The sequence below is a fragment of the Sphingomonas quercus genome (assembly GCF_018863195.1).
Lineage (GTDB): Bacteria > Pseudomonadota > Alphaproteobacteria > Sphingomonadales > Sphingomonadaceae > Solisphingomonas > Solisphingomonas quercus.
Genome location: NZ_JAHKRT010000003.1, coordinates 61,422 through 74,421, shown reverse-complemented (window position 1 = coordinate 74,421; position 13,000 = coordinate 61,422). Strand labels below are relative to the sequence as shown.

Here is a 13,000-nt window from a genome sequence, read left to right as displayed (position 1 = left end):
TTCGATAGGAGAAATAGTTTTTGCCGGTAAAGCGGTTCGCGCCCCGGTCAGGACGATCGGCACACCGCGAACTCCGCGATGTCGTTGAGGGTGCGCGCCGTCCGCCCGAAGCGGGACAATTCGTCCCGGCAATGCCGCGCCAGCTGGCTGGCACGGGCGCTGGCGCGGCCGAGGCCGAAAGTGGCGACGGCGTTGCGGCGGCCGGCCCTCTCGTCCTTGCGCAGCTTCTTGCCGACCGCCGTGGCGTCCCCGGTACGATCGAGCAGATCGTCGCGGATCTGGAAGGCGAGGCCGAGGCTGTCCGCGAAGCGCAGCAGGCTCGCCCGATCCTCCGCGGTGCAGTGGCCGAGCATCGCTCCGGCCTCGACCGCGAAGCGGATCAGGCCGCCGGTCTTTTTCGCCTCGCACTCCATCACATGCGCCGGGCTCGGCGCAGCAGGCGGATAGAGGTCCATCATCTGCCCCGCGGCCAGCCCGTCATTGCCGATGGCACGCGCCAGCTTGACGACCAGCGCGATGCGCACGCCGGCGTCCGGATGGGTGCCGGCATCGCCCAGTATCTCGAACGCCAGCGCCAGCAGCGCGTCGCCGGACAGCACCGCCGTCGCCTCGTCGAACCGCCGATGCAGTGTCAGCCGGCCGCGCCGCATATCGTCGTCGTCCATGCACGGCAGGTCGTCATGCACCAGCGACTGGGCGTGCACGCATTCCACCGCCGCGGCGACGCGCAGCGCCTGCTCATAGGGTGCGCCGACCAGTTCGGCGACGGCCACCGTCAGCATCGCGCGAAAACGCTTGCCGCCCCCGACCACCGCATAGCGCATCGCCTCGTTGAGCTGCCCGGCGGGGCCGCCCGTCTCGGGAATCAAGGATGTCAGCAATGCGTCGACATCGCGGCGCAGGCGAGCGAGGCGATGCTGGAGCTGATCCTCCGGATCGTCGAGGAGCGGCATCACGCGGCGAGCCCGTGGCCGCACGTGGCCCGCCTGATGGCGTCCGGCACGTCCAGAGCGAATCTGTCAGCAATCATCTGAGCCCTCTCGACGATCCTTATCCATCAGGGATCGCAATTCCGCCATACGCCCGTAAGGGTATGTTGATCCGGGGCGTTCAGACTTTAGCTAATTTGGCGGAGCTGGTCGGAGCCGGCATTCATGACGCGCGTTGGGCGTGTCACCGGAAGGGGTTTCGATGCGGCCAGGCCAAAGCGCCATCATCATCGGCGCCGGCTTCGGCGGACTGGCGCTGGCCATCCGCCTCCAGTCGGCCGGCGTCGCCACGACGATCATCGAGGCGCGCGACCGGCCCGGCGGCCGCGCCTATGTGTGGCGAGAGCGCGGCTATGTGTTCGATGCCGGGCCAACCGTCATCACCGATCCGGCCTGCCTCGAGGAATTGTGGGCGCTATCCGGCGACACGCTGTCGCGCGATGTCGATCTGATCCCCGTCCAGCCCTTCTACCGGCTGTTGTGGAACGACGGCACGCGCTTCGATTACGGCAATGATGATGCGCTGCTCGATGCCGAGATCGCCAGCCTCGATCCTGCCGACGTCGCCGGCTATGCCCGCTTTCTCGACTATGCGCGCGGCGTTTACGACGAGGGCTATGTCAAGCTCGGCGCGGTGCCGTTCCTGAATTTCGGAGCGATGATCAAGGCGGCGCCGGCGCTCGCCCGCTATCAGGCGTGGCAGTCGGTCTACGCCGTCGTCTCGCGCTTCGTGCGCAACGAGAAATTGCGCCAGGCGCTGTCTTTCCACACGCTGCTGGTCGGCGGCAATCCGATGCGGACGAGCAGCATCTACGCGCTCATCCACCAGCTGGAGAAACAGGGCGGCGTGTGGTTCGCGCGCGGCGGCACCAATGCGCTGGTCGCCGGCATGGCCGCGCTGTTCGAGCGGCTGGGTGGCACCCTGGTCCTCGGCGATCCCGTAAGCGCCATCACTCATGAGGGGCGCCGCGTGTCCGGTGTCACCACCATGGGCGGGCGGCGCCTTGCTGCCGACATGGTCGCCACCAACGGCGATCTCGTCCACAGCTACGGGCTGATCCACGGCTCGGCCTATGCCGCGCGGCGGGTGGCGTCGCTGCGTCGCAAGCGCTTTTCGCCGAGCCTGTTCGTCGTCCATTTCGGCCTGCGCGGCAGTTTCCCGGATATCGCGCACCACTCCATCCTGTTTTCCGATCGCTACGGCCCGCTGCTCGAGGACATCTACGACCGCGGCCGGCTGGCGCCCGATCCGTCGCTCTATCTCCATCACCCCAGCGCCACCGATCCCGGCATGGCGCCGGAGGGCCATTCCACCTTCTACGCGCTGGCGCCGGTCCCGCATCTCGGCAAGGCGCCGATCGACTGGGTGACGGAAGGCCCGGCCTATCGCGAGCAGGTGCTCGATCGCGTGCAGGCGATGCTTATCCCCGACCTGCGCGACCGGCTCGACCTCTGCTTCCACTATACGCCGGAGGATTTCCGCGACGATCTCGGCGCCCATCTAGGCAGCGCGTTCAGCCTCGAGCCGCTGCTGACCCAGAGCGCGTGGTTCCGCGCCCACAACCGCGATGATCACTTCGCCAACCTTTATTTCGTCGGTGCCGGTACCCACCCGGGCGCCGGCATCCCCGGCGTCGTCGGCAGCGCCAAGGCGACCGCCGGGCTGATGCTTTGAGCGGCGGCGGCCCGGCCCTATATTCGCCGCGATGACCCTGCTTGCCGGCCTCGCCCTGTTCATCGCCACCGTCGCCGTGATGGAAGGGGTGGCCTATGCCGCGCACCGCTGGGTGATGCACGGGCCGGGCTGGTTCCTCCACGCCAGCCACCATCGTCCGCGCACCGGCGCGTTCGAGCTCAACGATCTCTACGCGGTGATTTTCGCCTTGCCCTCGATCGTGCTGCTGGCGGGCGGAGTGCGCTGGGGCTGGTGGCCGGGCTGCACCTGGATCGGCGCCGGCATCGCGGCCTATGGCGCGATCTATTTCGGCTTCCACGACTGGATCGTGCATCGCCGCCTGCCGCACCGCCACGTTCCGCGCTCCGGCTATATGAAGCGGATCATCCAGGCCCATCGCCTCCATCATGTCGTCGAGACGAGGGAGGGGGCGGTGAGCTTCGGCTTCCTCGTCGCCCCGCCGCCAGAGGCGCTGAAGGCGGAGCTGGCCCGCCGTCATCGACAGGGCGTGCGCGCGCCCAGCGCGGCCGCGTCCACAGATTGAGGCGCGGCGGCTCTGGCGTGCTCGCCGGCAGCGCCGCCGACACCGCCGCGCTGATGATGAAGCCGAGCTTCTCCAGCTTGCCGGTGACGACCCGCTTCGTCAGCGCGGCCTCGCCCTGATCGGCTACCTTGCGCGCGACGGCACCGTAAATCCCCGCCGCCGCCAGCACGGCCCAGCGGGAGCGATAAGGCAGGCGCCGCGCGCCGATGCGGGCGCTCTCCTCATAGCCGAGCGCCGCTTCCGCCAGCCGCGCCGTGAACCGCGCCAGCGCCGTCGGATGGTCGAGCATCGCCAGGCCCGGCACGATGCCGTCCTCAGCCAGCCACTCGCCCGGCAGATAACAGCGCCCGACCGCCGCATCCTCGCCGACATCGCGCGCGATATTGGCGAGCTGGAAGGCGATGCCGAGGTCGCAGGCCCGGTCGAGCGTCGCATCGTCGTGCGGATCAACGCCCATCACGATCGCCATCATGCAGCCGACACTGCCCGCAACGTGATAGCAATAGCGATAGAGGTCCGCCTCGCTGTGCGGCCGCCAGCCGGCCGCGTCCAACGCGAAGCCGGCGATCAGATCATAAGGATAATGGGCGGGCAGGCGCGTCTCGCCTGCCACCATCGCCAGACAGTCGAACGCCGGGTGGCCGGTCGCCTCGCCCTCCAGCGCCTTGCCGGTCAGCGCCTGGATCGCCTCCAGCCGCGCCGCGCCGTCGTCCAGCCGGCGCATGCCATGCCCCATTTCCTGCCCGTCGATCATGTCGTCGCACGCCCGGCACCAGGCGTAGAGCAGCTGCGCGCGCGCCCGCACAGCCGGTGCGAACAGGCGCGATGCGGCGGCGAAGCTCTTCGATCCCGCGGCGATCGTCTGCGCGGCATAGGTGACCAGCGCGTCGCGACCCGCGGTCATCGTCGCCACCCCATGATCGCCGGAATGGCGTGCAGAATCGGCACCGGCGGCCGCCCGGCGACGATGCGCAGCCGGTCGAACGCGGTCGACCGCGCCGCATAGAAGCGCGCGACCAGCCCCTCGTCGAGTCGATAGAACCGCTCCAGCACCCGCCAGCGGTCGGCCGGCGGCGCCGCGCGGAACAGCATCCGGTCGAGCATCCGGTAAAAGCCGCGGCTCTGCCACCGCGCTCTCGCGAAGGCGTGGAGTTGCGCCGGCAGGTCTGGCGCGGCCGGATCGGGGAGCGCCGCGACATGCCGCGCCAGCGCCACCGCATCGGGCAGCGAATAGCCAGTGGTCGGGTGGAACAGCCCGGCGCGTACCCCGGCCTTGGCGATGCCGTCGCCGGTTGATCGCCAATAGCGCTCGAAATCGCCACCCATCACCACCGGCAGCACGCCGCGCTCCTCATGCTCCACCGCCTGCACCCGCCAGCCCCGCGCCGCCGCATATGCGGCGATGCGGCCGGCGAGCCGGTCCCGGTCTAGCTCGGGCGTGTCGCTGTAATAGGTATCCTCGACGAACAGCCGGTCCGCTGCGACCGGAAGTACGTAAACGAAGCGATAGCCCTCGCTCTGGTCGACCGTCGCATCCATGATGATCGGGCGGGCGAGGCCGTGCGGCGCCTCCAGCCGCAGGGTCTGGCCGACGAATTTCTGCCAGCCGCAATCGAGCCGGCCGAGGTCGCCGGCCCCGCGCGCGTCGATCACCGCCCGCGCCGCGATCACGCTGCCGTCTGCCAGCGCCACCGCCTCGGCCGTGACCTGCGCGACGCCGCGTCCGGTGAGGATGCGCGCTGCCGGGATCGCCTCGCGCAGCACCGCATCGAACCGCGCCGAGGTGATCGAGCGATAGCCGCCCGCCAGTGTGCGGCGGAGCGTCGGAAAGGCGACGTCATGGCCCTCCCAGCGATGGGCGACGAGCGGCGCGAGCAGCGCCGCGTCCTCGGCCTCGACGTCACTCGCGAAGAAGGACCATACATGATTGCCGCCAAGCTGGCCGGCCTGCTCGATCAGGACAATGTTCAGGTCCGGCCGCCGGCGGGCGAGGGCGAGCGCGGTCAGCCCGCCCGCGAGGCCGCCGCCGACGATCGCCAGATCGGATCGCAAGGGGAGCCGCATGGCACCGGCTTAGCCGGCTGCCGGCCATACGTCACCTGCCCATAAGGGAAAGCCATGGCGGCTGGCTTTCGGGCGCGACGATGGTAAGTCGGTGCCATGGCTCTGCCCATCCTGCTGGCGGTGGTGGCGATGACGTTGATCATCGCCGTGCGATACCTCGCCGTCTCGGGCGCCTTCGCCTGGGCGACGGCGCGGCGCATGCCCGGCGTCTATGCCCGCCAGCGCCGCCAGATCGGGCGGGAAATCTACTGGAGCCTGTTGTCCGCCGGCATTTATGGCCTGCCGGCCGGCGTCGTCGCCTGGGGCTGGCAGCATCGCGGCTGGACGCTGATCTACGCGCGCCTCGGCGATTATCCGCTCGCCTGGTATCCGCTGTCGATCGTCGCCTTCCTGCTCGCCCATGACGCCTGGTTCTACTGGACGCACCGGCTGATGCATCGCCCGGCGCTGTTCCGCATCGCCCATGCCGTCCACCATGCCAGCCGCCCGCCCACCGCATGGGCGGCGATGAGCTTCCATCCCTGGGAAGCGCTGACCGGCGCGGTCGTCATTCCGGCACTGGTGTTCGTGGTGCCGATCCACATCTCGGCGCTTGGCGTGGTGCTGGCGATCATGACGGTGATGGGCGTCACCAATCACATGGGTTGGGAGATTTTCCCGCGCCGGTTCGTGGAGGGCCGGGGAGGGCGCTTCGTCATCACCGCCAGCCATCATCAGCGGCATCACAGCGATTACAGGTGCAATTATGGGCTGTACTTCCGGTTCTGGGATCGGCTTTGCGGTACGGACCGGGGCCTTGGCGTGTTTCATGACGATCCTCGTCGGGGCAGCGCCGACGGCAAGCCTTGACGTCCATGTCATCGGCCTGCGCGCGGCGAGCGGAATGATCCGCATTTGCCTGACGGCCAACCCCAAGGCCTTTCCGGATTGCGACGGCGATCCCGCGGCGCGCCACAAGAGCGTGGCGGCCGCTCAGGCCGGCGATGTCCGGTTCGACGATCTGGCGCCCGGTGACTATGCGGTCTCGCTGTTCCACGACCAGAACGGCAATGGCCGGCTCGACAAGATGCTGATCGTGCCGACCGAGGGCATCGGCTTTTCCAACAACCCCCGGCTGCGCTTCGGCCCGCCCAGCTTCGCCCAGGCGCGCATCGCCGTCACTGGTCACGTCGAGGCGACGGTGGCGCTGCGTTATTTCCTCTAATAACCGGCCTCGATCGCCAGCCGGATCGCTTCGGCCGCCGATCGCACGCCCAGCGCGCGGACCAGCCCGGTGCGGTGCATCTTGACGGTGCGCTCGGCGAGGCCGAGTTCATGGGCGATCTGCTTGTTCATCCGGCCGGTGGCCATCGCCGCCAGCACCGTCTTCTGACGGGGCGACAGCGCCGCCACGCGCCGCGCCGCCTCCGCTCCGCCGAACCGCCCGCGCTGCCGCTCGTCGATCTCCACCTGCGATCCGAGGAAATAGCGCAGGCTCCCGTCAGCCTCGAAGATCGGTGCCACCAGCACGGCGTTGCGGAACGGCGTTCCGTCCTTCTTGTAGTTGAGGATCTCGACCATCACCGGTCGCCCGGCGGCGATGCCCTGGCGCAGCGCCTCGGTCGCCGCCGGGTCCGTGCCCGGTCCGGCGAGGAACCGGCAGTTGCGACCGATAATCTCCTCGCGCGGATAGCCGGTCAGCGCCGCGAACGCCTCGTTGCATTCCACGATCGGGTTATCGGGCAGGCGCGGATCACTGATGACGGCGGCGATCGCGCTGCCTGAGATCATTTCCGAAAGCGACATGCCGTCCAGCGTCTCCGATCAGGCGGGCCAAGGCAAGGGAGCGATTGCATTTTCCCCCTGCCAGCGGCCAGCCCGTTATTTCGCGGCGGTCGCCGGGGCAGGGGCCGTCACCACCGCCGCCCACGCCTGCGCGGCGGCAGCGCTGGGCAGCCAGGCGCTGGTCTGGTCCGCGGTCTCACCGGGTCTGGCCGGGCGCACCGCGCCGGTCCTGGGGTCGCCGATGAAGCCGCTGTCCTGCGTCAGGGCCTTTAGCGGGCCGTCACCCCGGCCTAGCCGCTGCGCCAGCACTTCGGAGAAGAAGGTCCGCGCCAGCGCCGGCGAATGGCCCTCGACATGCGCCAATCCCTTTTCCTGAACATAGCCCCACAGGGCTCCCGCGCGGCGGTTCATCAGGAACAGGCCCGAGACGATGCCGGTACGCGACGGCATGTCGGCCTCGCCGGCGAAAAACAGGCCCGGCGTGCTCCGCGCCACGTCGCCGAGGATGCCCGAATAATAGACGCCGCCCTTGTTGACGATGAACGCGGCGACCCGCTCCGGCTTCCATGCGGTGAACTCGTAATTGAACTCGCCGCCCGCCGACATGCCCCACAGCAGCAGCGGGGCCGTCGCCAACTCGGCGTGACCGGCCGTGGCGCCGAGGCGGGCGATGGCGGTCAGCAACGCATCGCCGCTGCCACGCTTCACATCGATATATTGTTCGATGAAGCCGCGCGGCGGCTTGTCGGCGAACTGCACGCCGATCAGCGCGACATGCTCGCGCGTCGCGAACGCCTGCCATTCCGGATCGTCGACCGCGCCGCGTCCGTCGCCGTTCGAGCCCGGCACCAGCACCAGCGCCGCCCGCACAGCGCCGCTGCCCTGCGGCAGCCACAGGCGGAACGCCGCGGTCTGGTAATTGGCGCCGGCCGGCATTGCCTCGTCCCAATGGCCGGCCGTGGCCGCTGCCGGCTGCGCCGCTGCCGGTGCAGCCGTGGCGAGCAAAAGCGCCGCCATGGCCATTCCGCCCGCGCGCGAAATCCCGTTCGCAAATCTCATCGCATTCCCCCCCCGCTTTCGTCTTTTCGGACATCAAGGGCCGCGCCCGTTCGCCCGTCAAGCCCTTTGGTCCGGCCGGAGGGGGCCGTTACTGCCGCTCCCGCCGCAGCGTGAACACGTCGACGATCCCGTCGAGTTCGGACGCGCGCGATTCGGTGTCGCGCGTGGTGGCGTTGAGCTCGCGCACCAGGTCGGCATTGTGGCGGGTAATGCCCTCGATCTTGTCGATCGCCGCGCTGATCCGGCTGATCGAGGCGGTCTGCTCCGCGCTCGCGTCCGCGATCGTGCCGAGATGGGTGTTGTTGTCGTGCACGGCGCGCAGCATCGCCGACAGGCTGCCCATCATCTCGGCCATCAGTGCCGAGCCGGCGGCGACCTCGCCCGCCGTCCGGTCGATCAGCCGCCGCGCCTCGCTGGATGCGGACGCCGCCTGTCCGGCCAACGTCTTGACCTCGGTCGCCACCACCGCGAAGCCGCGCCCGGCCTCGCCGGCGCGGGCCGCCTCGATGGTCGCGTTGAGCGCGACGAGCGCCGTCTGTGAGGCGACGGAATCGATCATGCCGATGATGCTCGACACCGTCGCCGACGAGGCGTTCAGCCGCTCCATGGTGGCCAGCGCGCCGGCCAGCACCGCGCTGCTTTCCTGCGCCGATCCGGCCGCCTCCTGCGCCCTGTGGCTGGCGACCTGCGCGCTCGCGGCATTCTCCGCCACCTTCTCGGTCAGGCGCTGGATCGCATCGGAGGTGGCGACGATGGCATCGGCCTGATCGGCGGTGCGCTGGGAAAGTTCGGCGGTCTCGGCGCTGAGATCGTGTGTCGCCGTCTTCAGCTGGCGCGAGGTGTCGCGCAATTGCCCGATGACGTCCTCCAGCTTGTCCGCGACGGCGTTGGTACTGGTCTTGAGCGCGGCGAACGCGCCGGAGAAATCGCGATGGACACGCCGGGTGAGGTCGGTCTCGGCCAGGGCGGCGAGCACGCTGCCGGTCTCGCTGAGCCCGAGGTCGATGGTCTCGACGAGCTGGTTCACCGAACGCGCCAGCGCGTTCAGTTCGGCATCCGTGTAGCGTTCCGTGACCCGCGGCGAGAAATCGCCGGCGATCGCCGCATCCACCACCTTGCCGAACGACGCCTGAAGGTCGCTCATCATCAGCGCGCGGTCCTCGGCCTGCTGGGCCAGCCGGACGCGCTCGGCGGCGTTGAGTTCGGCGATGCTGCGGCCATTCTCGCGAAATACCTCGATGGCACGGGCCATCGCGCCGATCTCGTCCTCGCGATCCGCGCCGACAATCTCGATGTCGTAGCAACCGGAAGCGATCGTCTTCATCGCCGCGATCATCCGCCGCAGCGGGGCCAGCACGATCTTCGCCAGCACCAGCCACACGATGAGCAGCGACGCGCCGCTGACCAGCGCAGTGCGCAGCATCGTGCTCCAGGTCTCGGTGGCGAGCTCGCCATAGGCGCTGCGCCCGTCGATCGACACGCCGACATACCATTTCGCGCCAGGCAGATTCTCGATCGGCGCGAAGGTCACGCTATGCTCGGTCCGCCCGTCATGGACGGTGGTCACCGCCGCCGAGATGGGCGGGGTGCGTCCGACGAAGACATCGGCCAGCGTCTTGCCGACCATTGCGGCGTTCGGATGGACGAGGATGCGGCCCTGTTGGTTGACGATGAAGATGTAGCCGCCCTCCGGGTTGCTCTCACGCAGCATCTGGACGAGGGCGGCGAGCGAGAAATCGGCCGCGGTCACCCCGATCAGCCGCCCGTCCGCATATTGCGGCGTCGCCATCGTCACCACCGGATGCGGCAGGGTGGGGTCGCGATAGGGATCGGTCAGCGTCGTCGCATGCCGGGCCGCGGCTTGCCGGTACCATGGCCGATTGCGCGGATCATAGCCGGCCGGCATCACGCGCAGCCGCGGATAGCTGTGCAACGAGCCGTCCGCGGCCCCGAAATAGGTACCGAGGAAATTCTGGGCGAGCGCCTCGCGCTTGAAGGCCTGCTCTACCGGCTCGCCCGGCAGGCGCCTGGCGACGCCCTCATTGGCCGTTTCGACGAGGAGCTGCCGCCCCTGGAACCAGAAGCTGATGCTGCGCGCGCGTGAGGTGCTGATGCGATGCATCGTCTCGACCAGCGCGCGCTGGACGGAATCGCGCCGGTGGCGATAGGAGCTGGTCGCGCTGACCGCGAACATCAGCAGCCCCACGGTGGCCGTCGCCAGCAATACCCGAGCCGCGATGCTTCGGCGCAACAGCATCGTCGACTGCCAGATGCGCATGTTTCAATCCCCAGCCACTAACCGGCCCGGAATAATCAGCCGTGCTAAACGCTGGGTTAAAGCTTGCCGGCGGCACCGAAGACTTCGGCCCGGCCCGGCTTTTCTTCGGGCGATCATCGCAGTCGGTGCGGTCCCCCGCCGCGCCGCCCGCGCGCGCATCCGCCCCACCATTGCCGGCCGGCCTCCCGCCGAAGTCGTTCATTTTGTGGACGGGCATAATCGGGTTAAAGGGGGGAATGACCGGTTTTGCGACACCCCGCCTGATTGCACTCGCCGCGGCCTGCTGGCTGGCGCCGGCCGCGTTGGCGCAATCCGCGCCGCCCGCCGACGGCGACACGATCCGCCTCACTGACGCGCAGCGCCAGGCGATCCTTGATCGCAGCACGGAAGACAGCGCCGCCCGGGCCCGCGGCGAATCGACCGGCAAGGGGCTTGGCGGCATCCATGGCGAGGTCGGCGCGATGATCGGATCAAACGGCACGCGCGGCATCTACGGCACCGCGGCGATCCCGCTCAGCGACAATGCCGGCGCTATCGTCTCGTTCGAATCGAGTCGATATGGCTATCCGCGCTACGATCGCCGCCGGTCAGCGAAGTAACGGCACGTCCGCGGCGAGATCGTTGCGGATCGTCGTCGCGGCGACCCCGGCCTCGCCCATGGCGTGGCTGATCTGGTCGAGCCCCTTGGCGACGTCGCCGGCCGCGTAGAGCCCGCGCACCGTCGTCCGCTGGTGGGCATCGACGACGAGGCAACCATCCTCGCTTGCCTCCGCGCCGAGCGACACCGCCAGCTCCGAGCGGATCACTGAGCCAAGCGCCGGATAGACGCTGTCGAAGGCAAGCTCTCCCTCGGGCGTCGGCACCAGCATCCGCTCGCCATCGATACGCAGCGGCTGGCACGGCCCATCGACGAGCCGCACGCCCATCTTCTCCAGCTCGCGCCGTTCGCCATCCTCCAGGGCATGCGCATCGTGCGGCGCGATCAGCGTCACGTCCTTCGTATACATGCGCAGGAACACCGCCTCGTTGCGACCATGCGTCCGGGTGCCGATCACCGCGACGCGCCGGTCGGTAACTTCGTAACCGTCGCAGATCGGACAGTAGCGCAAAAGGCCGCGCGCCAGCGCCGCGTCATGGATTTCCGGCGCGATCGGCGGCGGGTTGTTGACCACGCCGGTCGCCAGCAGCACCGTTCGCGCCGCGACGCTGTCGCCGTCGAGATGGGCGATGAAGATGTCGCCGTCCCGCTCGATCCGCTCCACCAGCCCTTCGGTCACCTGCGCCCCGAACTCGCTCGCCTGCGCGCGCATCAGCGACAGCAACTCGGTCCCCGAAATGCCGCCGGGATAGCCGGCATGGTTGCGGGTGCGCGGGATCAGCGCCGCCCGGCTGTGCCCGGCATCGATCAGCCGGATCGCCAGATGGAAGCGCGCCAGATAGATGGCGGCGGTCAGCCCGGCGGGCCCGGCGCCGATGACGAGGCAGTCGATCGGCTCAGCCACCGGCGGCGCCCGCGGTCAGCGCCACGTCCGGTTCGCCGAGCTTGCGCGCGATCACCTCGATGGCGCCGTCGGCGATGCGGATGTCATTGAACGACGGCGGCTCCGCGCGCACCCGCCGCGACAGCGTGCCCGCCCCGATCAGCCGCACCACCCGGCCCTCCACCTCATGCGCGATGTCGAAGGGATCATGGACATGGCCGGTCAGCACCGCCTGCACGCCGGCCCCGGCGAGGGCCGCCAGCGCCGCCCCGCCATGACGGGTGCGCCCGCTTGACCGCGTCGCCGTGGCGATCAGCGGGTGGTGGGCGGTGACGAGGATCAGGTCGCCGGCCGGCGCCGCCTCGACCAGGGCGAGCGACCGCCTGAGCGCGCCGTCGCTGACATGGCCCTTGGACCAGTTGAGCCGCCAGTGGAACCGCGCCGTCGTCTTCAGCGGCACCACCGCCACCCCCTTCACCGCCAATGGTCGCTCGATCATCCCTTCCAGCGCGCGATAGCGACGATAGGGGGCGGCGAAGCGCGCCACCGGGTTGAAATAGGGCAGGTCGTGATTGCCGACCTCGATCGTGGTCGGCAGGTCGAGCGATCGCAGCCACGCGCAGGCGGCGGCGAACTCGTGCGATCGCGCCCGCATCGTCAGGTCTCCGGTCATCAATATCGCGTCGGGCCGCTCCGCCCGCGCGCACTGGCGGAACCAGTCGAGCGCGGTCGGATCCTCGGCGCCGAAATGGATGTCGCTGACGTGGAACAGTCGTGCCATGGCCGATCCCAACGCATGAACGCCGATCCGGCTGCGCCCTCCTTATCCGCGCGATTTCGATCAGGAGATGAAACCGCGCATCGCGAGGCGAGTTGTCTGGCACGATGCAGCGCTATTACTTCAACATATACAATGACGCGGATGCTCTCGATGAAATGGGCAGCGAGCATGCCGACCTTGCCGCAGCCAAGGCGGAGGCGATCCGTGGTGCGCGCGCGATGATCGCGGAGCATATCGTCAATGCCCGCCCGGTGCATCTCCACCACCGTATCGAGATCGTCGGCGAGGATGGCCGCGTGCTCGCCGTCATCCCGTTCGGCGAGCTGATCACGATCAGCGATTAAGCGATGGCGATCAATGCTGTC

13 protein-coding genes and 1 pseudogene are annotated in these 13,000 nt (G+C 69.1%); 6 read left to right on the top strand and 8 right to left on the bottom strand.

From position 1 onward, the window contains the following. Positions 1 to 47 precede the first annotated feature (47 nt). Positions 48 to 953 carry a polyprenyl synthetase family protein gene (locus KOF26_RS06345; RefSeq protein WP_216322011.1) on the bottom strand — a complete coding sequence of 302 codons (906 nt, stop codon included), beginning with the start codon at positions 951 to 953 and terminating at the stop codon, positions 48 to 50. 238 nt (positions 954 to 1,191) lie between these two features. On the opposite strand from KOF26_RS06345, the gene KOF26_RS06340 reads away from it, so the two are divergent. Both KOF26_RS06340 and KOF26_RS06335 read left to right on the top strand, forming a co-directional pair. Continuing rightward, positions 1,192 to 2,664 (top strand): phytoene desaturase, encoded by a 1,473-nt coding sequence (locus KOF26_RS06340; RefSeq protein WP_216322008.1) that lies wholly within the window; start codon positions 1,192 to 1,194, stop codon positions 2,662 to 2,664. Between the two features lie 31 nt (positions 2,665 to 2,695). Beyond that, a complete protein-coding gene (locus KOF26_RS06335) occupies positions 2,696 to 3,208 on the top strand; it encodes a sterol desaturase family protein (protein ID WP_253201191.1) in 513 nt (170 codons plus the stop codon). Here KOF26_RS06335 and KOF26_RS06330 read toward each other — a convergent pair. Together KOF26_RS06330 and crtY are read right to left on the bottom strand one after the other, a co-directional pair. Next, a pseudogene (locus tag KOF26_RS06330) lies at positions 3,186 to 4,112 on the bottom strand (phytoene/squalene synthase family protein); the annotation flags it as partial. The gene KOF26_RS06335 and the pseudogene KOF26_RS06330 sit on opposite strands and share 23 nt — an antisense overlap. After that, a complete protein-coding gene (gene crtY, locus KOF26_RS06325) occupies positions 4,109 to 5,272 on the bottom strand; it encodes a lycopene beta-cyclase CrtY (protein WP_216322002.1) in 1,164 nt (387 codons plus the stop codon). The pseudogene KOF26_RS06330 and the gene crtY, both read right to left, overlap by 4 nt. A gap of 96 nt (positions 5,273 to 5,368) precedes the next feature. On the opposite strand from crtY, the gene KOF26_RS06320 reads away from it, so the two are divergent. Next, on the top strand, positions 5,369 to 6,121 hold the full coding sequence (locus KOF26_RS06320; RefSeq protein WP_216321999.1) for a sterol desaturase family protein: 753 nt from the start codon (positions 5,369 to 5,371) through the stop codon (positions 6,119 to 6,121). After that, a complete protein-coding gene (locus tag KOF26_RS06315; RefSeq protein ID WP_216321996.1) occupies positions 6,081 to 6,476 on the top strand; it encodes a DUF2141 domain-containing protein in 396 nt (131 codons plus the stop codon). The genes KOF26_RS06320 and KOF26_RS06315 overlap by 41 nt, the downstream gene beginning before the upstream one ends. Here KOF26_RS06315 and KOF26_RS06310 read toward each other — a convergent pair. The 3 genes from KOF26_RS06310 to KOF26_RS06300 all read right to left on the bottom strand — a co-directional run bounded on the left by KOF26_RS06310 (position 6,473) and on the right by KOF26_RS06300 (position 10,373). Further along, entirely contained in the window at positions 6,473 to 7,057 is a 585-nt protein-coding gene (locus KOF26_RS06310) for a PAS domain-containing protein (protein WP_216321993.1), read from the bottom strand. The genes KOF26_RS06315 and KOF26_RS06310 overlap by 4 nt on opposite strands. A 75-nt stretch (positions 7,058 to 7,132) precedes the next feature. Further along, positions 7,133 to 8,053 carry a hypothetical protein gene (locus KOF26_RS06305; RefSeq protein WP_216321991.1) on the bottom strand — a complete coding sequence of 307 codons (921 nt, stop codon included), beginning with the start codon at positions 8,051 to 8,053 and terminating at the stop codon, positions 7,133 to 7,135. 130 nt (positions 8,054 to 8,183) lie between these two features. Beyond that, complete coding sequence (locus tag KOF26_RS06300) at positions 8,184 to 10,373, bottom strand: methyl-accepting chemotaxis protein (protein ID WP_216321988.1); 2,190 nt, start codon at positions 10,371 to 10,373, stop codon at positions 8,184 to 8,186. Between the two features lie 236 nt (positions 10,374 to 10,609). Here KOF26_RS06300 and KOF26_RS06295 point away from each other — a divergent pair, with 236 nt between their 5' ends. Further along, the gene (locus KOF26_RS06295) at positions 10,610 to 10,972 is read left to right on the top strand and encodes a hypothetical protein (protein WP_253201190.1); all 363 of its coding nucleotides are present in this window, start codon (positions 10,610 to 10,612) and stop codon (positions 10,970 to 10,972) included. Here the strand turns inward: KOF26_RS06295 and KOF26_RS06290 are convergent. After that, positions 10,961 to 11,875: an NAD(P)/FAD-dependent oxidoreductase gene (locus KOF26_RS06290; RefSeq protein WP_216321985.1), complete on the bottom strand. Its 915-nt coding sequence runs from the start codon at positions 11,873 to 11,875 to the stop codon at positions 10,961 to 10,963. The genes KOF26_RS06295 and KOF26_RS06290 overlap by 12 nt on opposite strands. Then, on the bottom strand, positions 11,868 to 12,635 hold the full coding sequence (locus KOF26_RS06285; RefSeq protein ID WP_216321981.1) for a metallophosphoesterase family protein: 768 nt from the start codon (positions 12,633 to 12,635) through the stop codon (positions 11,868 to 11,870). The genes KOF26_RS06290 and KOF26_RS06285 overlap by 8 nt, the downstream gene beginning before the upstream one ends. A gap of 92 nt (positions 12,636 to 12,727) precedes the next feature. Here KOF26_RS06285 and KOF26_RS06280 point away from each other — a divergent pair, with 92 nt between their 5' ends. Beyond that, positions 12,728 to 12,979: a DUF6894 family protein gene (locus KOF26_RS06280; RefSeq protein WP_216321979.1), complete on the top strand. Its 252-nt coding sequence runs from the start codon at positions 12,728 to 12,730 to the stop codon at positions 12,977 to 12,979. Positions 12,980 to 13,000 lie beyond the last annotated feature (21 nt).